The organism is Rhizobium leguminosarum bv. viciae USDA 2370, assembly GCF_002008365.1.
GTDB classification, from domain to species: Bacteria; Pseudomonadota; Alphaproteobacteria; order Rhizobiales; family Rhizobiaceae; genus Rhizobium; species Rhizobium leguminosarum.
This window is the reverse complement of sequence record NZ_MRDL01000046.1, coordinates 369467-388653: the sequence shown is the minus strand read 5'-3', so window position 1 is coordinate 388653 and position 19187 is coordinate 369467. Positions and strand designations below refer to the sequence as shown.

Sequence of the window (19187 nt, the reverse complement as noted above, 5' to 3'; positions counted from 1 at the left end):
TGCCATCGGGAATCTCCCGATCGGGCCTGTCGCCCTTTCAAATCAACCAGTTTTCGACCTGCAAAGCGCGGATACGCATGAACTCGCCCATGTTCGCCGTCACCAGAACTGCTCCGAGGGCAGAGGCGTGGGCAGCGATGAATAAGTCATTTGGACCGGTAGGCTTGCCAGCACCCTCCAGTTCAGCCCGGATGCCACCGTATTCAGCATCGGCGGGCAGATCCAGCGCAAGCACCGGTATGCTGCCAAGGATGGCTTCGATCTGTGCTAGAAGTTTCGGTGATCCCTTCTTGGCGCACCCGTAGCGCAACTCCGATGCCGTGATAATGCTGACGCAAATTGCATCGGGCCCAACCTCGGCGATGCGTCGGGTGATTGTGCCCATCGGGTTTCGAGCAAGCTCCGAGACGATATTGGTGTCCAGCATATAAAGCCTGCTCACAGGTCGATTTCCTCCACAGGAAGCAGGGTATCGTCGACATCGGGAAACTGATCTTCAGGACCAAGCGGCTCCAGACCAGCCAGAACTTCCAGGAGGTTCTTCCGGTGCACAGGCTCTATAATGAGCCGATCGCCGTCGCGGTGGATCATCACTCTGTCACCGGGTAGCTCAAAGTCAGCCGGGATTCGTACAGCCTGACTCTTGTTGTTTCTGAAAAGCTTGGCCTCCCGCTGGGGAATAGGCTCTTGACGTCGGGAATTGACCACGTCGGACTCCTATGTATATACACATGCATATACATGTCGGCGAAGATTTCAAGTAGGATCGAGGTCTTGTGACCTCCGCTGCTTTTGAAAAGGCTTGGCGCGGTTCATGGTTGAGATTAAAAATCATCGAGTGAAATGGGATAACATCTCACAGAATCTTTCTGAGGCCCGGAAGGTGCTGTGCTAACCACGTAACCCGATCTTTGCCGGAGTTTTATCGGTCAGGCCGTTCGTCCAAGGGTGGAAAGCGCATCCTGCAGTCTAAGCGCCGCCAGCGCCTCGGTTGCCTCATCCGAAGACCATCCCGCTTCCAGCGCCGCAGACAGGACCAGCGATTCCGTTTGAAGCTCAAGCTTCTCATAAAGCGGCTCGATGGCTTCGCGCGCTGTTACCACGTGCTGGTCTGGTGGGGTGATGGGTGTGGCGGCAACCGTAGGCATGAAATGCTCCTCCTATTGAACGCTAAGGTTCGAAACCCGTTAGGGGCATCCTTGTTCCATTCATATCGCCTTTTCGGTCTTCGAGCGGCGATGCGAAAGATGACGACGCCACATATGGCGAAATTTCCTCCATCGCAGGAACGCGCGAATGATGATTGCCGGCGGGATCTTCTTGTGGTCGCCGACAGTCCCCTGCCTGGTGATAGATGCGTTCGGGTCGAGCAGAAACGCGACCAACGTGCTTGCACTCTGCGCCTCTAGTTCGAGCTTGTCATCAGATAAATGCAGCCCCTGCTCGCCTTCGGCGAAGGTCTGCTGATCGACGACAATGGATCCGCCAAAGACATAGAAATAGAGGTCTCGGCCTTGTTTCTGCGGGAATTCCACCCGGACGCCTGTCTCTAGCCGCATGTCGAAGACGTCGATTGCGCTGCGGACATAGAAGGGCGCGCCCTCTCCTTCCTGCCCGACCAAGTGTCGCCAGACGTTTGCCGCGGCAGCTGGCATCGGCCCGTGCTGGATCCTTGGCTCCAGATCGACCGCATAAGGGCGAACGAGGATCTGCAGCATCCGCAGAGGCGGATCGGATGCCAGCGTCTCTTCGGAATGCCAAAAGCTTTTTCCGGCATTCATCACCATCAGATGGTCACGGTCGATCACTAACCGGCCAGCTGCCTTGTCGTCGTGACGCATGACGCCTTCGGGCACCCAGGAAATTATTTCGTCGTTCCTGTGCTCGTGCATGGCGATCAGGCGGCCGGGATCGAGGATCGATTCAACGACCATTGCGAGAGGGCCTTGGCCGTGATCGGTCGGCTTGGGCTTCAACCACCCTGGCATGTTGATGTGCGCGACGAAGCCTCCCATATCCCGCACCACGAATGTTCGTTCGCCCTTGAGCAGCATCGCATCCTCCATGCTTGCAAGGCAGTGACGACACCGGGCCATTACCGCGCCGTGCGTCGTGAGCAAGACTCACGGTCGGCGCGTTCGTCCAGGAGTTACAAATCAATCACGATGTCGCCCTCAGGTTTTGAGCAGCAAATCAGCACATTGCCATCCGCCGGAGCATCGACAGGCTCCGGCCGGTAGCCGACATTTCCCTCCACAAGTCCGGTCTCGCAAGTGTGACAGACGCCAGTTCGGCACGACCATCGCACAGGCACATCGCAGGCCTCGGCCAGTTCGAGCAAGCTCTGGAATGTCGGCTCCCAGCGCACGTTGAGACCGGTGCGGGCAAATGACACCAACGGCCCCGAGCCTGGGAGCCCGGCAGGCAAATGTGGTGGCCGGCGAGATGAAGCAGCTATGCCGGGGGTCATCGCAGGACCGGCTCCGAACATCTCGGTGTGGATGCGATCCGGCGCGATGCCCAAGGCTGCAAGGCCGACGGTCAGATCGCTCATGAAGCTCGACGGTCCGCAGACATAGACGTCACAATCGCGTGGCAGGTTGAGCGACTTGAGCGCCTGCGCATCCAGGTGGCCGCGAGCGTCGAAATCTATATCGGGCCGATCCTCAGGGTCGGGAGAGCTGTAGCAAATATGGCTGTGATGGTGAGCGAGCGCCTTCAGCAGCCCGCGCGCCTCATCGGCAAACGGATGTTCGCGGCCATTGCGGGTTCCATATAACCACCAGACCTCCCGCGTCGATGCTTCGGCCGCCAAAACATGAAGCATCGCCAGCACCGGCGTCACTCCGATCCCGGCACTCATCAGAACAACCGGCGTATCGCCTGGCCGCAATGTGAAACTGCCGCGGGCGGCACTTGCCTGGACGATGTCGCCAACCTGCAGCTCGTCGTCGATGTAGCCGCTGGCAGCGCCATGGGCCTCCCGCTTGACGCTGACGCGGTAGCGGGTGGCGCTGGGCTCGCCTGACAGCGAATAGCTGCGCATCAGCGCTGGCGCCGAAGTCGGCCCGAGCCGCAGCACCACGAACTGCCCGGGGAGTGCGGCGGCAACAGGTTGGCCATCCGCCGGTTCGAGCACGAGCGAAACCACGCTACCACTTTCGCGCACCTTGCGCGACACACGCAGCGGGCGGAACCCGCGCCATGCCGGAGGTGGGGCGGACGCGGCGGTCAGCCCGGCATTTCCTGTCGGCGCGCCCTGCTTCCGCTCCTGCTTGATCAGCGCCTGGAAAGAACGACGCCAGCCTGGGCTCAGCGCCGGGATGCGCAGCGCGCGCTCCAACTGATCGCGGGGGTGGCCCGGCATATAAAGCAGCGCGTTGATCTCGAAAACGCTCATGCCTTCAGGCCCGGACGCCACTTTCGTGATCTCGTTGCCGGCCTGCACTTCCCCTTCCTCCAGCACACGGAAATAGAAACCAGGCCGACCGTGTTTGACCATCAGCGCGGCCATCTCCGGCTCGTCCATGCGTATGCCGAGCCGGTAGCAGGTGACGCGTGGTTGCGTCACTTCGAACAAAGCACCGCCGATCCGGTAACGGTCTCCAATGCATACTTCTGCATCGGGCAAACCATCGACGGTGAAATTCTCGCCGAACTGCCCGTAGACGAAGTCGTCTCGGCGCAATTGCTCCTGCCAGTACCGATAGGAATCGATTTGATAGACAAAGACTGCGCGGCGTTCGCCGCCGTGGCCAGCCAGGTCGCCTTGTCCATCGCCGTCCACGTTCAGGCGCCGCACCATACGCGGGCCGTCGACCGGCGTCTTCCAAATGGCCGTGTTGACGATCTTGCCTTGCCAGGTGATGTCGCGCGGCAGGCCCACATTGACCGAAAGCAAGTGTACCATGACATTTCTCCCGAATGATGCTCACCGCAATTTCGAGATCGACGGAGGACGGTTACAGCGTCAATCTCAGCTCGAGATAGTGTTCGGTCAACGTCGTCAAGGTGAAGGCTCTGTTGAGGCCGCTCGGATTTGGCAACAGCCAGACGGCGGCGCCGGCAAATGTCTCGGGTTGCCGACCCCATTCAACATCGGCGCGAAGACTGATCCCCGCGTATGCCGCCTTTCCGAGAAAGGCCAGATTGGCCGGCGCAAACTTTCGTGTCTTGTTTTCCAGGACAGGCGCGGCGCTCAGATAATCCTGCCTCTTGAGCTCGCTTGCGCTTTTCGTCGGACGTGAAACCGCCGATGTCAGACCACAGCCATATTGCAGCAGCTCGCGCTCTTCATCCGCCTGCAGCAGCAACACGCGCCAAAAACGGTTGCTCGGGTTCGAGAAATTATGCCCGTCGCGAACGGCCGACAGAGCCGGATTCAATCCGCAGAAAACCGCGGAAAGGCCAGGTACGAGGATTTCCGACAATCCGGCTTTCGGCATCGTGGAGGCATCTGGACCATCGAGATCCGCGGACGCGGCATCATCTTGCATTGTAGGACGTCGCTCGAATTTAGCCTGTCAAATACACCAACCATGTGTCGATCGGACGGTGCTAATCATCTTGCTGAAAATGCCGATGAATGGCCTTAGTGGCAATTTGAAAGGCGCAATCGATTCTTTGACAGGATCCGTAATGACCACCGAAGCAGCGCGTAATTCGCATCCCATCTACTTCATCGGAGCTTTTGCCACGGGTGGGCTCCTGACTTTTATGGTGCATCTCAATGGGGAATTGGCCCGTTATGGGAATCCCCTGTTCTCATCTTGGACCGCGCACGGCACGGGCATCATCGCAGCCGTCATTCTTCTCCTGGTGGTCCACCGCCGAGGCAGGCCGAGGGTAGAAAAAGCCCCCAACGCGCCTTGGTGGGCCTACTTCGGTGGGATATCCGGTGCGGCAACGGTGATTCTGACCTCGACTGCGGTCAACTCACCGCTCGGGCTCTCCGGCACCTTGGCGTTGGGTTTGGCAGGCCAGGTCGCCTTCAGCGTCGCGGCCGACAGCTGGGGACTGTTCGGTCTGCCAAAGCGGCATCCAGATAGACGAGACATCGCCGCGCTCGGCTTGGTCGTCACGGGGGCTGCACTCATTATCCTGTTTGGGCGAGGTGCGGCGTGACGGTGTTTATTCTCCTGGCTTGCCTGGGCGGTGTGCTCGTTGGCCTCAGTCGTCAGCTGAATGGGCGGTTGAGCATATCCACCACGCCGCTGATCGCATCCTTCTGGAATCATGCCATAGGTTTTGCTGCCCTCACCTGCCTTGGTCTCTTTGTCGGAGGTCTGCTTCCTGCGGGCGCTGCCGAGGCGCCTTGGTACGCCTATCTGGGTGGTTCCATCGGCGTTGTTTTCGTGGCCGCGGGCAGTTGGGTCATTGCTCGAATAGGTGCGGTTAATTCGGCTCTGCTGATCATCGGTGGCCAGATGGTAACAGGGGTGGCGTTTGATTATATCAGCGCCGTTCCAGCGTCATTTTGGGCGAACGCGACCGGAATTATTCTCATCGTCGGCGGAATGATGGTCAGCCGGCGACGACGCAAAGTCGACGGCTCGCAATAGCCAAGCGCTGCGCTGTCATTCCGGTGCCATCGCTGACCGGTCGCAAGCCACGGGGATGGATGGACGGCGGGCAATGGATCCCCGCCGCATTTGCTCTTTCACTCAGCCCTTAGTCGCCGGGCTCACTTGCCCCGGCTCCCTAGCGAAAGGGCTAAATCCAGGGCAGGCGGCCGGCGTCCGACCGGACAAAGACTATTGCAACAGCGGCTAAAATGAGCAGGCGCGCGCTCGACAAGCGGAAATAGCCGGGAAGCCCGAGCGGGCGGGAACTACCGGCTGTGAACCGTTGCGGGCATCACATTGTCGGGGATCGGGCATGTATAGGCTTTGCCGCTGGTCTTTTCTCGCCACTCGGCCGTCGCGGCTGCCAGGAGGTCGGATGACGACATCAATGCGAGCCCCGTTGTCGCAAGCGTCTTGGCCGCATGCGCCATGGCCTTGTGCGCGGCCGGGCTTTTTCCCTGCGCGACGACCTGCCAGGTATGGGGATTGGTGCCGATCGCCCAGGCTGGCGCCCAGCATTGCGCGGTCGGCGTCACCCAGCTGACGTCGCCGACATCGGTCGATCCGGCCCGGAAATGCGATTGTCCCTCGAAATCGCGCAGACCGGTGTGCAAGGGCGCCGAGCCATCGACCTTGGCATTGGAGAACACATCGCCCTTGATCTGATAGAGGCGGATGCTGCTCCTGATCGCTTCCTCAGTGAAGGTAACCTGGATTTTCCTGGCGAAGGCGATGTCGGCCTCGTCGAAGGCTATCGGCCCGAGCGCGACCATGTTTTCGTGCATTGCCGTTTCCAGCGTGATGTTGGGAAGAAGGTTCGTCGAGGCGGTGTCGAACACGATCTCGACCTCGGTTTCGGTCATCATCGCCGCACCTCGTGCAACTTTCTCGACGCGCCCGGCAAGCTCAAGCGCCTGCGGCATGTCAGGCGCCCTGATCAGATAGAGAACCTCGGCACTGGCCTGCACGACATTGGCGGCCCTGCCGCCGGTGTCGGTGATCGCGTAATGAACGCGACAATCCTGCGGCATGTGTTCGCGCAGGAAATTGACGCCGACATTCATGAGTTCGACCGCATCCAGTGCCGAACGGCCGAGATGGGCGCTGTTGGCAGCATGTGCCGCGACACCCCTGAAGCGATAGTAATATTCGAGAACGGCAAGATTGTTCGTTGAACGTACACCGTTGAACGGGGCCGGATGCCAGGTCAGGGCGGCATCGACGTCATCGAATGCGCCGGCGCGAACCATGAAGGTCTTGCCGGAACCGCCCTCCTCTCCTGGGCAGCCGTAATAGCGCACCGTCCCGGGCAGGTTGTTCTCCTTGAGGTGGCGGGCAAGCGCAACCGCCGCCATCAGCGACCCGACGCCAAGCAGATTGTGTCCGCAGCCGTGACCGGTCGCCCCCGCCGCTTGGGGACGAGGCTCGGCCACGTCGGCGGTCTGGCTCATTCCGGCCAGGGCATCGAATTCGCCGAGGAAGGCAATCACCGGCTTGCCGCTGCCGGATTCGCCGATGAAGGCCGTTTCCATGTCTGCGACGCCGTGGCGCACGGCAAAGCCGTTTTCCTCGAGTGTCCTTGCCAGCAATTGCGACGACCGCCGCTCCTCGAACTTCAACTCCGCGAAATCCCAGATACTGTCGCTGAGAGCGACATAATCCGGCTTCATCTTTTCGATCGTCGCGGCAATAGAGCTGATCGCGTCAAGATTCATGGCATTTCCTCGCTGTCTGTCCTGCCGCCACAGGGACGTGTTGCACCGGATCCGGCAGGACTGCCTGCCGGATCTCCTATTGACTGTCGAAGTGGGATGGCGGCGCCCGATCCACCGGGCGCGGCAATTCGGGCTCAATTGTCGAGCGAAACTTCCCAAAGACGAGCATTCGATTGCCAGACGGGCTGACCCTTCAGCTTCTTGGTCGCGCCCCAGACATCGACCATGTCGTAGAGGAAGATGCCCGGCATTTCCTTGAGCATCAGCGTGTGAAACTCGTCGAAGATCGCCTGACGCTTCGTCTGGTCGGACTCCGCATAGGCGGCCTTCATCAACTCGACGGCTTTCGGGTCATCCCACATCAAAGAAGCGTTCTTGTCCTTGTTGCCGACATAGAAGCCGTACATCAGCGCCGGATCGAGCCGCGGCGCGACCGATTGCGAGATGATCTGGTAGTTGCCGGAGCGGCGACGATCGACCTGCGTCGCATAGTCGAGCACCTCGATCTGCACATTGAGACCTGCCTGCTGCATCATGGCCTGCGCCATCACCGCGGCCGGGAAGCTTGGCACGTTGCTGCGCTTGTTGGCGATGATGGTGATCGGCTCGCCCTTGTAGCCGGCCGTCGCAAGCTCCTTCTTCGCGGCCTCTAGGTCGTAGGGCAGACGCGTCTTCTGGACATCGTCGAAATAGAGCGAGTCTTCCGAAACCATGGAGCCGTTGGCTGCTCCGGTGCCATTGGAGGCGGCCTCGACGAGCTGGTCGAGATCGAGTGCCATCGCCATGGCGCGGCGCACGCCGGGATTGCTCAGAACCTTGTCGCGCGTCTGGATGTAGAAGAGGTTTTTGCCGTTGTTGCGCGCCACGATCAGTTGCATCGTGTCGCTCGTCTTGAATTCGGGAATGAGATCCGGCGAAATCTCCGCGGTGTCGAGCACACCGGACTGAAGGCCGGCCTTTACGGTCGAAGCATCGGGAATGACCATGAACTTGATGCCATCGACGAGAGGGCGTTTGGAGCCGACCATGCCATCGGGCTTGCCGTCGTTCTGGGGCGACACATAATCGTCAAACTTGGCAAGGTGGATATACTCGCCCTTCTTCCATTCATCCCATTTGAAGGGACCGGTGCCGATCGGTTTGATGAAGCTGCCGTCCGAGCCGACCGATTCCGGCGAGATCATCCCGGTATAACCGCATTCGGGGCGCGACATCAGGCCAAGGAAAATCGCGGATGGCTTTTCCAGCGTGATGGTGACTGTGGAAGCATCGACTGCCTTGACCCCCGTAACATGCACGCTGCCGCTGCCGTCGAAATCAGGAAGGCAGGTCCATTTCGTTTCGGGCTTGAGATAGCGGTTCCAGTTCCACACGACGTCATCGGCGGTCAATGTCTTGCCGTTGTGAAATTTGACGTCGTCACGCAGTTTGAAGCTGTAGCTCAGCCCATCCGCCGAGACTTCGAAGCTCTTTGCCAGCAGCGGCTTGACCTCGCCGTTGTTGGCATAGCCGACGAGTCCTTCGACGATATGCAGGATGACGCCATCGGTATTGCCGTCGCGATTGACGCCTGGATTGGCGCTGCGCAGATCGGAGCTTTGAGCCACGACGATGTCGCGGGCGTCGACCACGCCGGTCATCGCCATCAACATGGTCCCTGCAAGAAGAAGCTTATGCATTGTTCTACCCTCTTTTATGGATTGTTAGGATCGGAGTTCATCCCAGCAGGCGCGTGAAAGCCTGCCGATGGTTTCAAGCGCGACCGTGTAGCCAGGGGTGCCGTCCGGCATTTCCTGCGGCACATCGTCGGTATAGGCGGCGATGATGTAGAAGGGGGACCCGTCGCGATAGACGATACCGGCATTCATGCGGCCGCGCTTTCCCGTGCCGCCCTTGTGGGCGACGAGCACACCGAATGGCAGCCGGGAAGGAATGGCATAACGCAGGATCTGGTTCTTCAGGGTTTGAAGCGCGTAAGCGCACAGCGCCTGCGAGCAGCCGAGCCGGTCCGCGGCTTCCGGCGAATCCTGGGCATCCAGGATGGTCTGCAGCAGATAGACCTGATCCCGCGCCGTCGTCGTGGTGACGGCCTTCAGGGAATGATCGGGCGACAGCGCCAAGGGAGGGATGAGGAAGCGATGGTTGGTGCCTGACATGCCGATCGACTTGCAATAACCGTCGACCTCTTCGAGCGTCAGCCTTTCGAAGACCATCTTGGTGCAGACATTGTCGCTCAGCACCATCATGCCGGTGATGGCATCGCGCAGCGATATGACGATACCGGGCGTCAGATAGCGGAACATCCCGCTCGCCACTTCCTCGGCGAAGCGCTTTTCGTAGGTAATCCGTTCGTCCAGATCGAGGCGGCCTTCATGCGCGGCCTTCAGGGCTGCCATCATGATCGAGGTCTTTCGGGTGCTGGCGGAGGGCGTTTCCTCGTCCGCGCCTCTGCCGATCGTTTCACCGCTGCCAAGCGCACGCACCATGAAGCGCGTCACGAAAGGCTGGGCATCGCAGATCGCGTTCAATCGCTCCGCGAGCTTTGTGGATTCAATCATCGTCGTCATGTCAGTTCTCCAGGCGCCATTTGAGGATCACGCCGCCCTGAGCATTGTGGTCCAGAGCGGGGATGGCCGAGAGAAGCCTTTGCGTATAGGCCTCCTTCGGGCTGTCGAAAACCGTATTGCGGTCGCCCTCCTCGATGATCCGGCCGTCCTGCATGACGACGACGCGATCGGCAACCTGTTCGACCACGCCGAGATCGTGGCTGATGAACAGGCAGGAAAAGCCGTAGCGTTTTTGCAGATCGGACAGGAGTTCGAGCACCTGCGCCCGGACCGTCACGTCAAGCGCCGATACCGGTTCGTCGGCGATCAGGAATTTCGGCCGGCGCGCAATGGCCCGGGCAATCGCCACGCGCTGGCGCTGGCCGCCCGAAAGCTCATGCGGGTAGCGCTCGGCATAATCGGCCCCAAGCCCGACTTCCTCCAGCGTCCCCAGGGCGCGCTTGCGCTTTGCCGCAGCGTCGAGATCGGGAACGAGCCGCAGCGCTTCTCCCACAAGCGCGACGATGGTCATGCGCGGATCGAGCGAGGAATAAGGATCCTGAAAAACCATCTGGCAATTCAGCCGATAGTCCATCCAGTCGTCGTCGCGGCTGCGTCCCTTGAACCGGATATCGCCTTCGCTCTCCCGGACCAGTCCGGCAATGGTGCGGCCGAGCGTGGTCTTGCCGGAACCCGAACCGCCGACCAGGGCCACGACTTCGCCCTCGTGGATATCGATGCTGACGCCATGCAGCGCCCGTTTCGGCGTTGCCTTCTTCATCAGCGACCGCCGGCCTGCATAGTCGACGACGATATCCCGCGCCGAGACCATCGGCGCCTTGGTCTTGTCGATCGTCCGCGTCTCTCCGCGAAACGGCAGGGAGGAGAGCAGTTTCTTCGTATAGGCACGCTGCGGCGCGTCAAGCAGATCGGCGGTGCGTCCTTCTTCGACAATCACGCCCTTTTCCATGACGACGATGCGGTTCGTGTAACGGGCAACCATCGGCAGATCGTGACTGATCAGCAGCACGGCGGTGCCTTCCGCCTGTGTCAGTTCCACCATCAATTCCATGACGTCGCGCTGGATCACGGCATCGAGCGCCGTCGTCGGCTCGTCGGCGATCAAGAGCGCCGGTTTCAGCAGCATGACCGATGCCAGCATGATGCGCTGGCGCATGCCGCCCGAGAATTCATGCGGATAGGAAGTGAGCGCTCCGGCGGGATCGCGGATCCCGACCCGGTTCAGCATGTCGAGGATCCGGCTGCGCCGCTCTTCCCGCGAAAGTTTCGTGTGCAGCTGCAACCCTTCTTCGAGTTGGCGGCCGACGATCATCGAGGGATTGAGCGAGGTCATCGGCTCCTGGAAGACGACACCGATTTCTGCTCCACGCAATTGGCGCAATTGCGCGCCGTTCATCGCAAGCACGTCGCGTCCCTTGTAGGCAACAGAACCGCCGATCACCTTGATGGGCGCCGGCAGCAGCGAGATCAGGGCGCGTGTTGCCAGCGTCTTGCCCGATCCGCTTTCTCCGACAATGCCGAAGATCTCGCCTGGCGCGATGTCGAAGCTCACGTTCTTGACGACCTGCACACCGGTCCCAGTGACCTGAAGCGACAGGTTGCGGACATTCAAAAGCGTTTTATTGGTCATTTCAGCCCCCTCATCCGCGGATCAAGCTTGTCTCGAAGAGCGTCGCCCAGAAGATTGATGCCGAGGAGCGTCAGGGCGATCGCCAGGCCTGGGAACAGACCCAGCCAGACAGCCTGTTCGATGAATGGTCGGCCGGCGGCCAGCATGTTGCCCCAGGTCGGCGCCGGTGGCGGGACGCCGAGACCGAGAAAGCTGAGCGCGCTTTCTGAAAGGATCGCCCAGCCGAACATCGAGGTCGCAAGCACGGTGATCGGGGCGATGCAATTGGGGAGGATATGGCGGAACATGGTGTAGAGCTCGCCATTGCCCATCACCTTGGAGGCCTCGATGAACTCCCGCTCGCGCAGCGACAGGACGGCACCCCGGACAACGCGGGCCATCGAGGGCGAATAGGCAATGCCCAGCGCGAAGATGATGCCATATTGGTTGGCGCCGAAGACCGCGAGCAATCCAAGCGCCAGAAGGATGCCCGGGAAGGCGAGAAGCGCATTGTTGACTGCCATGATGACGGCGTCGATCCAACCACGGGCGTAACCGCTGACGAGACCGATCAGCGTGCCGCACACCGTTGCGAATGTGACCGTCAAGGTGCCGATCCAGACGCTCGCCCGGGCGCCGACGATCAGGCGGCTGAGCACGTCGCGGCCGAATTCGTCGGTTCCGAGCCAGTGGGCGCTGCTTGGCGCCGCCAGCCGTGCGGTGAAGCCGAGCTTCATCGGATCATAGGGGGTCCAGAAAAGGCCGATCGCAGCGGAGATGAGCAATGCGGCAATCAGAATGCTGCCGATGAAGCCGTTGAACGTGACGTTTTTCATTCGGCGACTACCCGCGGATCGAACAAGGGATAGAGCAGGTCGACGACCAAATTGACCAGCACATAGGAAAGCGAGACGAACAGCAGGCAACCCTGGATAACGGGGTAGTCGCGGGCAAAAATACTGTCGACCATCAGTCGCCCGAGCCCCGGAATGGTGAAGACCGTCTCGATGACGGCAATGCCGCCGAGCAGATTGCCGAGGATCAGACCGATGACTGTCCAGGTTGGGCCGAAGGCATTCTTGAAGGCGTGCCGCCAAAGCACGGCGCTCTCGGAAAGCCCCTTGGCGCGGGCGTGGGTGATATAGTCGAGCCGCAGCACTTCCAGCGTCGAGGCGCGTGCCATGCGGATCAACACACCCATTTCGTGAATGACCAGGGTCATGATCGGCAGCACGAGGTAGAGCAGGCCACCGGTGACGTTGCTGCCGATCGAGACATAGCCGAGGACCGGTAACCAACCGAGTTTCAAGCCGAAGAAAAGCAGAAGCAGAAGTCCGAGCCAGAATGTCGGGATCGACAGCAGGATCGTGGCCGTGCCGACCAGCGCCAGGTCCGTCAGACTGTTTTGCCGCCAGGCGGCGATGACGCCCGCCGGCACGGCGATGAGGCTCGCCAGAAGAACGGCGACGACGACGATTTCGGCGCTGACCAGAAAGCGTGATGCGACGAGCGGCAGAACCGCCTCGTTATTGACGATCGAACGGCCGAAGTCACCCTGCACGACGTTGGCGGTCCAGATCAGGAACTGTTCCGGCAGCGATTTGTCGAGGCCGAGTTCCGAGCGCATCGCCGCGATCTGAGCCGGCTCAGCCATATCACCCAGCATCAGTGCCGCCGGATCGCCGGGTATGAAGCGGATCAGCGTGAAGACTGTCACCGAAACGAGGACGATCGTCGGCAATGCCATCAACAGGCGGTTCAGGACGAATTTCAGCATTTTTGTTCCCCGCGATGGGCGACGGGCAGTGCCCAGCGCCATCGGTTTCGTTGCCGCAGACTATGATCGAATGAAGAAATATCCGCAATATTATGCGATTCCGTCATAAGTCTATGCGGAATACGACCGCAACCAAAGCGGCTGCTTTCGTGTAGGAATTCAGGCTAAAAATTTGATTTCAAATGTCTTTTTGCGAAAGCTTGATCTGTCGCTTCAAGGCGTCGCTCAGGGCGTGGGCGGCAATCGAGAGTGGCGTCCCGACCGCCCTCGCCAATCCGAATTCCTGGGTCGCGCGTGGCACAAAAGGACGGTGAACCACCGGCAGGTGGCGATAGAGATTCGCATAAAAGCTGCTGATGATCGTGACCCCAAGGCCATGCGCGACGTAGGAACAGGCCGAACTGTTGGTATGCGTCTCGATCTTGACGATCTGCTTGACGCCGGCCCGCCGGAAGGTCTGGTCGAGCGCCATGCGGTTCGGCCGCTGGCGACCAATCAGAATGAGAGGCACGTCGCGCAAATTCCTGACCGTGATTTCCTCCAGCTTCGCGAGAGGATGATCCTTCGGCACGACGCAGACACTTTCGCCGGTGGCGACGCGCTCGACCTCGATGCCCGGTCCGCTCTCACCCTCCATGCGCAGAAAGCCGAAATCGATCACCCTCTGCTCGACGAGCTTATTGATCGCGGTCGTCGTCTCGAAGAAGGTTTCGATCCGCACACCGGGGAAATCGCTGATGTAATCGGCCAGCATTGCCGGCGCGAAATGCTCCCACATGCTGCTCGGCAGGCCGATGCGGACGATCTCCGGGCCGGCGGCGCCGCTTCTTAAATCCTCCGCGTGGCCCGACATCCGATCGACCGCGAGCAAGATGGTCTCGGCATCGCGGGCAAGAAGCAGAGCCTCGGGGGTGGGGACGAGACGGCCTTTGTCGCGGACGAAAAGCGACATCGAAAGGTCCGCCTCGAGCTGCTGCAGGAGGCGGCTGACGCCGGATTGACTGAGCCCCATCGTCTTTGCCGTGGCAATCGTCGACCCCGTCGCCAGAAGCGTGCGCAAGACTTCCAGTTGCTTGATATTCATGCGTTTTCGATCCCCCGGGACGGTTCAAGCACCGTCATCATGCCCAGTCCGAAATGCTTTGAAGGAAGAGGCCGGCTGCCTTGGGCATCGGAAATTTCTCTCCGCTGATCAGCGCATAGGCAACCGGCAGTTCCGGTTCGAGCGGAATGAACTGCAGCGGCAGCGTCGCAAATTCGCGGGCGATGATCTCGCCGACCAGCGCAATGCCGAGCCCCTGGGCGGCCAGCGCGCAGGCACTCGCCACCGAATGCGCTTCGAGCAGGGGGCGTTGGCGGATGCCGGCCTTGTAGAATAACGCCTCAAGCTCGTGGCGAACCGGTCGCTCCCTGTTCAGCATGATCAGATCCTGCCCCTTCAGGTCGCCGACCAACAATAGGCGGCTGCCGGCCTTGGGATGATCCTTGTGTAGGGCGCAAATGATCCGCGACGACAGGATCTTCTCCTGTTTCAGTCCCGGGCTCATCAGCGGCAGACGCGCGAAACCGAGATCGGCCTCGCCGTCGGCCACCATCCGTTCAATTGCGAGATAGCTGCCGGATGCGACTTCGACGCGCATCGGACCATTCGCCGCGAGAAAGTTCTTCAGCAGCTTCGGAATGCGCGTCGTGGAAAGGCTGGCGGGAAAGGCGAGCCGCAGCATGATCTCGCGCGATCGACCGCTCTCGAGCTCCATCGCCGCCGTTTTCAAGGCACGTAGCCGGTCGGAAATGGCACGGATTTCCGGGCCGAGCTGCAGCCCCTCGCGGGTCGGTTGAAGCCGGTTCTTTTCCCGGTCGAAAAGCCGGACGCCGAGATAGTCTTCCAGTTGCTGCAACAAGCGACTGGCGTTCGATTGCGAGATCCCAAGCTCAACGGAAGCGGCGATCGTCGAGCCCGTCGCGGCGATGGCGTCATAGGCCTCGATATGCTTCAGGCTGATCGCCGCACTCGTGTCTCGCGCCATTCTATCTCCAATGTCGATAGCCCTACCCGCAAACCGCATAAGATTGCGGACCAGCGGAAACTTGAACATTTTCCGCTGAGAACCAAACTCACGGAAAGACTTTCGTCAATGGCCACCATTCTCCGGAAGATCGCGGAACAGGTCCTGTCGCGAACGGCGTTCTCAAACCTCGCCATGGACCGGGCAAGAGATGCAGCGGTGGACGCCATCGGCTGCATGATTGCGGGCAGAGGCGATGAAAGCGTTGCCGCGCTCACTCGCGCTTTCGATGGGGAAATCGTCGGAGGTGGCGAAGCGCGGCTCGTCACCGGCGGCTCCGTCTCACCCTCGCTCGCCGCACTCATCAATGCAACGGCGGCTCATGCGCTCGATTTCGATGACAATTTCCATCCGGCGAGGGCGCATGCTTCCGCGGTGCTGGTGCCGGCGCTGCTGGCGGTTCTGGCGAGCGGCAAGGTGACAAGCGGAAAACGGTTTCTCGAGGCCTACCTGGCCGGGCTGGAAGCGCAGGCGGCGGTCGGCTTCGGCGTCAATCCCTCTCATTACAACAGGGGCTGGCACGCAACGGCGACGGTCGGCAGCATTGGGGCTGCGGCTGGAGTGGCACGGCTTCTCGGTGCCGACGAAGAAAGCCTGGTCGCGGCCATGAGCCTCGCGACGAGCTTCGCCTGTGGCCCGAAAGGGCAATTCGGCACGACCGCCAAACCGCTTCACGCCGGCATTGCCGCGCGCAATGCCGTGGATGCGGCGCGCATGGCGCTTGCGGGCATGAGCGGGCGGCCGGATATCCTCGAGCGGCCGCAAGGCTTCCTCGACCTTTTCGGAGGCGATGATGCCAAGGGCTGGGAAGGCCTGACATTTGACGAAGAGCATATCATCGAAAGCCGGGGTGTGGTGACCAAGCGCCATCCCTGCTGCGCCTCCACCCATCGCGCAATCGACGCGCTTCTGGATCTGAAGCAGGAGCATGGACTTTTGGCGGGCGACATTGCCAGGATCGAGACGAAAGTCGGCATATCCGCTGCCCGCAACCTCGCTTATCCCGACCCCGCCGACGAGGTGGAGGCCCGCTTCTCGATGCAATATTGCCTGGCGACAGCTTTCCTCAAAGGCGCCCTTAGCCTTTCGGACTTTACACGGCAGGAGATCGGACGGCCGGAAATCCGGGAATTCATGCCGCGCATCGAAATGCGGTCCTATTCGGCTGATGAGGAAAAAGGCGTGGAGCGCCTCCCGCATGTCGTCACGGTCACGATGCGCGACGGGCGCGTTTTGAACAAGTCCCGCTTGCATGCGAAAGGATCGCTCGAAGCGCCGATGAGCGTGCATGAACGCGAAGTCAAATTGATGGACTGCTTGCGCTGGGGAAATCGGAATGTGTCCGGCGCCTCTTTCCTGCAGCTTCGCAGGCTTGCCGATTTGGAAAACCTGTCCGGCGACGATCGCTTCTGGAACCTGATCACAGGCCGTCAGTCGCCGTGACAAGCCGCGGGACGGATAGGCGGCGGGGAAGCCTCCCCGCCGCAGCATCGTTCAAGCCACGGCCTTCTCAGGCGAGGTATTTCGTAAACCAGTCGACCGTTCGCTGCCAGGCGAGCTTGGCAGCCGCCTCGTCATAGCGCGGCGTGGAATCATTGTGGAAGCCGTGATTGACGTCAGGATAGATGTAAGCCTCGAATGTTTTTCCTGATGACTTCAGCGCAGCTTCATAGGCCGGCCAGCCTTCGTTGATGCCCTTGTCCAGCCCGGCATAATGGAGAAGCAACGGCGCCTTGATCTTCGGCACGTCTTCGGCGCGGGGCTGTCGGCCGTAAAAGGGCACGGCGGCGGCAAGTTCCGGATAGGCAACCGCCGCAGCGTTGGCAACGCCACCGCCATAGCAGAAGCCGGTGATGCCGACCTTGCCGGTGGTGAGATCGCTGTGCATCAAAAATTCGACCGCCGCGAAGAAGTCGTTCATCAGTTTTTCCGGGTCGACCTTCTGCTGGAGTTCCCGCCCCTTTTCGTCATTGCCGGGGTAGCCTCCGACCGACGTGAGGCCATCCGGCGCAAGTGCTACGAAACCCGCCTTTGCCACACGCCGCGCTACATCCTCGATATAGGGGTTCAGGCCCCTGTTCTCGTGAACGACCACCACGGCCGCGATTTTGCCGGTCGCGTTTTTGGGGCGGACGAGATAGGCGCGGACATCTCCATTTCCCTTTGGCGAGGGATAGGTGATGTATTCGGCTGATATATCGGGATCGGTGAACTCGACCTGGGTCGCCAGCGCATAGTCAGGGCTCAGCGATGCAAGAATGGCGGCCGCCGTGACGCCGCCGACGGCGAATTTGCCGGCGCGGTCGAGAAACTCGCGCTTGGTAATTCTCCCGTGCGCGTAATAATCGTAGAGTTCGAGAAGTTCCTGAGGGAAATCCTTGGCTGTCATTCGGGTCATGATGGCTCCTCCTTGCCTCCGGTTCTCGCACCATCCTACACAGGTAAACTCGCGACTCTTTTCAACATTTCGCGAGTTCCGCGTGAGCTTGCCGGGGCAATCGATGGCTGCGCCAACAGTCGCTGAATTCGCCGCCCCGGCTTCAAGAGAAGCGGACTGTTCCCTTTGGCAATCGGCGTCCGGCCGGTCGCAGCCAGCAATCGACCGCCGGCTACCGATCTATGAAAATTAATTTCATACTCGCGCTTTGAGGCCCGTTTTCTATTGACGCCTCCCGATTTTTGTCCCAACTTAAAGAAAATAAATTACTAAATGGGAACTTGATCGGCATGAAAGTGGGAATCATCGGGCTAGGATTCCGGCTCGGCTATCTCGGCTATGTTTTCAAGGCAATTGATAGCAGCTTCGACATCGTAGGCTATGTGGATCCGGAACCTGCCGGACTTCCCGGATTGACGGAAAAGGGAATTTCAGTCGGCAAGGCCTATGGCTCGCCGGAGGAACTCCTCGCTTCCGAAAAGCTCGATCTGCTGATGATCGGCTCTCCCAATCACCTGCATCTCGATCATATCAGGCTCGGACTTCAAGCCGGCCTCAAGGTCTTCTGCGAAAAGCCGATCGTCACGACCATCACCGAAAGCATCGAGCTTGCCCATCTGATGGCAAAATTCGGCCACGAGCGGCTGATGGTCGGTCTCGTCCTGCGCTATTCTCCTCTTTACAAGGATCTGCGCGCCATCCAGGCCGAGGGCAAGCTTGGCCAGATCGTGTCGATCGAGGCCTCCGAACATATCGAGCCTTATCATGGCGCCTTTTTCATGCGCGACTGGCGCCGCTATGAGCGCTATTCCGGCAGCTTCATGCTGGAGAAATGCTGCCACGACCTCGATCTTTACAATGGTGTCGTCGGCGCAAGGCCGGAGCGCGTTGCAAGTTTCGGCGGCCGCAAGAGTTTCATTCCGGACAACGACCCGGCGCGCGAGGGTATCAACGACCTCGAGCTTTTCCACCGCAAGCCGAGCGGATGGATGGGGTCGGACAAGGTCTTCGACAGCGACGCCGATATCATCGACTATCAGGTCGCGATCGTCGAATATGCCAATGGCGTCGGCATGAATTTCCACACCAATCTGAACGTGCCCGACCAGTTCCGCCGTTTCGCCATCATGGGCTCGCGCGGCATGGCCGAAGGCGATTTCGTTCGCGGTTATCTCGACGTGCACGAACAGCTGACCGGCAACAAGGTGGTCGAAAACAAATATGCCGCCACGGAGCTGTCCCAGCATTACGGCGCCGATGAACAGATGGCGAGCGACCTGCTTGAAAGCGTGCGCACCGGGCTCGAGCTTCCTGTTTCGACGCTGAATGCGCTCGAAGCCGGCATCCTCGCCTTGGCGATGGACGAAGCGAGGATGAAGAAAATGGTCGTCGATCTCAGACCCGTCTGGGACCGCTTCGACGAAGCCCTTCACGCAAGAGCGGCTTGAGGAG

Annotated in this window: 19 protein-coding genes; 4 read left to right on the top strand and 15 right to left on the bottom strand. The window is 60.4% G+C overall.

Annotated features, from left to right (window positions below):
* Positions 1 to 37: 37 nt before the first annotated feature.
* From BS629_RS23795 to BS629_RS23770, 6 genes are all read right to left on the bottom strand, one after another.
* Positions 38 to 442, bottom strand: a complete 405-nt coding sequence (locus tag BS629_RS23795; RefSeq protein ID WP_018246604.1) for a type II toxin-antitoxin system VapC family toxin — start codon at positions 440 to 442, stop codon at positions 38 to 40.
* Entirely contained in the window at positions 439 to 708 is a 270-nt protein-coding gene (locus tag BS629_RS23790) for an antitoxin (RefSeq protein ID WP_018246605.1), read from the bottom strand. The genes BS629_RS23795 and BS629_RS23790 overlap by 4 nt, the downstream gene beginning before the upstream one ends.
* A 221-nt stretch (positions 709 to 929) precedes the next feature.
* Positions 930 to 1148, bottom strand: coding sequence for a hypothetical protein (locus BS629_RS23785; RefSeq protein ID WP_003547964.1), 219 nt, complete (start codon positions 1146 to 1148; stop codon positions 930 to 932).
* Positions 1149 to 1208: 60 nt separating this feature from the next.
* On the bottom strand, positions 1209 to 2054 hold the full coding sequence (locus BS629_RS23780; RefSeq protein WP_018517211.1) for a pirin family protein: 846 nt from the start codon (positions 2052 to 2054) through the stop codon (positions 1209 to 1211).
* 95 nt (positions 2055 to 2149) lie between these two features.
* Positions 2150 to 3910 carry an MOSC and FAD-binding oxidoreductase domain-containing protein gene (locus tag BS629_RS23775; RefSeq protein WP_018246607.1) on the bottom strand — a complete coding sequence of 587 codons (1761 nt, stop codon included), beginning with the start codon at positions 3908 to 3910 and terminating at the stop codon, positions 2150 to 2152.
* A 52-nt stretch (positions 3911 to 3962) separates the two neighbouring features.
* Positions 3963 to 4496: a mismatch-specific DNA-glycosylase gene (locus BS629_RS23770; protein ID WP_018246608.1), complete on the bottom strand. Its 534-nt coding sequence runs from the start codon at positions 4494 to 4496 to the stop codon at positions 3963 to 3965.
* 142 nt (positions 4497 to 4638) lie between these two features.
* On the opposite strand from BS629_RS23770, the gene BS629_RS23765 reads away from it, so the two are divergent.
* Both BS629_RS23765 and BS629_RS23760 read left to right on the top strand, forming a co-directional pair.
* Entirely contained in the window at positions 4639 to 5124 is a 486-nt protein-coding gene (locus BS629_RS23765) for a DMT family transporter (protein ID WP_026188782.1), read from the top strand.
* Positions 5121 to 5561 (top strand): DMT family transporter, encoded by a 441-nt coding sequence (locus BS629_RS23760; protein WP_018246610.1) that lies wholly within the window; start codon positions 5121 to 5123, stop codon positions 5559 to 5561. Before BS629_RS23765 ends, BS629_RS23760 begins: the two co-directional genes overlap by 4 nt.
* Positions 5562 to 5830: 269 nt before the next feature.
* On the opposite strand, the gene BS629_RS23755 is transcribed toward BS629_RS23760, so the two are convergent.
* The 8 genes from BS629_RS23755 to BS629_RS23720 all read right to left on the bottom strand — a co-directional run bounded on the left by BS629_RS23755 (position 5831) and on the right by BS629_RS23720 (position 15328).
* Positions 5831 to 7279, bottom strand: coding sequence for a M20 family metallopeptidase (locus BS629_RS23755; protein WP_026188783.1), 1449 nt, complete (start codon positions 7277 to 7279; stop codon positions 5831 to 5833).
* 134 nt (positions 7280 to 7413) lie between these two features.
* Positions 7414 to 8958 carry an ABC transporter substrate-binding protein gene (locus tag BS629_RS23750; RefSeq protein ID WP_018246611.1) on the bottom strand — a complete coding sequence of 515 codons (1545 nt, stop codon included), beginning with the start codon at positions 8956 to 8958 and terminating at the stop codon, positions 7414 to 7416.
* Positions 8959 to 8982: 24 nt separating this feature from the next.
* Complete coding sequence (locus tag BS629_RS23745) at positions 8983 to 9846, bottom strand: serine hydrolase (protein ID WP_018246612.1); 864 nt, start codon at positions 9844 to 9846, stop codon at positions 8983 to 8985.
* Between the two features lies 1 nt (position 9847).
* Positions 9848 to 11476, bottom strand: coding sequence for an ABC transporter ATP-binding protein (locus BS629_RS23740; RefSeq protein WP_018246613.1), 1629 nt, complete (start codon positions 11474 to 11476; stop codon positions 9848 to 9850).
* A complete protein-coding gene (locus BS629_RS23735; RefSeq protein ID WP_017992060.1) occupies positions 11473 to 12291 on the bottom strand; it encodes an ABC transporter permease in 819 nt (272 codons plus the stop codon). The genes BS629_RS23740 and BS629_RS23735 overlap by 4 nt, the downstream gene beginning before the upstream one ends.
* Positions 12288 to 13232 (bottom strand): ABC transporter permease, encoded by a 945-nt coding sequence (locus BS629_RS23730; RefSeq protein WP_018246614.1) that lies wholly within the window; start codon positions 13230 to 13232, stop codon positions 12288 to 12290. The genes BS629_RS23735 and BS629_RS23730 overlap by 4 nt, the downstream gene beginning before the upstream one ends.
* Positions 13233 to 13410: 178 nt before the next feature.
* The gene (locus BS629_RS23725) at positions 13411 to 14316 is read right to left on the bottom strand and encodes a LysR family transcriptional regulator (protein WP_018246615.1); all 906 of its coding nucleotides are present in this window, start codon (positions 14314 to 14316) and stop codon (positions 13411 to 13413) included.
* A 37-nt stretch (positions 14317 to 14353) separates the two neighbouring features.
* On the bottom strand, positions 14354 to 15328 hold the full coding sequence (locus BS629_RS23720; RefSeq protein ID WP_018246616.1) for a LysR family transcriptional regulator: 975 nt from the start codon (positions 15326 to 15328) through the stop codon (positions 14354 to 14356).
* Between the two features lie 39 nt (positions 15329 to 15367).
* Between BS629_RS23720 and BS629_RS23715 the strand changes: the two genes are divergently transcribed.
* Positions 15368 to 16741 (top strand): MmgE/PrpD family protein, encoded by a 1374-nt coding sequence (locus BS629_RS23715; RefSeq protein ID WP_018517212.1) that lies wholly within the window; start codon positions 15368 to 15370, stop codon positions 16739 to 16741.
* A gap of 67 nt (positions 16742 to 16808) precedes the next feature.
* On the opposite strand, the gene yghX is transcribed toward BS629_RS23715, so the two are convergent.
* Positions 16809 to 17696, bottom strand: coding sequence for a YghX family hydrolase (gene yghX, locus BS629_RS23710; RefSeq protein WP_018246085.1), 888 nt, complete (start codon positions 17694 to 17696; stop codon positions 16809 to 16811).
* A 329-nt stretch (positions 17697 to 18025) separates the two neighbouring features.
* Here yghX and BS629_RS23705 point away from each other — a divergent pair, with 329 nt between their 5' ends.
* Positions 18026 to 19183, top strand: a complete 1158-nt coding sequence (locus tag BS629_RS23705) for a Gfo/Idh/MocA family protein (protein ID WP_018448632.1) — start codon at positions 18026 to 18028, stop codon at positions 19181 to 19183.
* Positions 19184 to 19187: the final 4 nt, after the last annotated feature.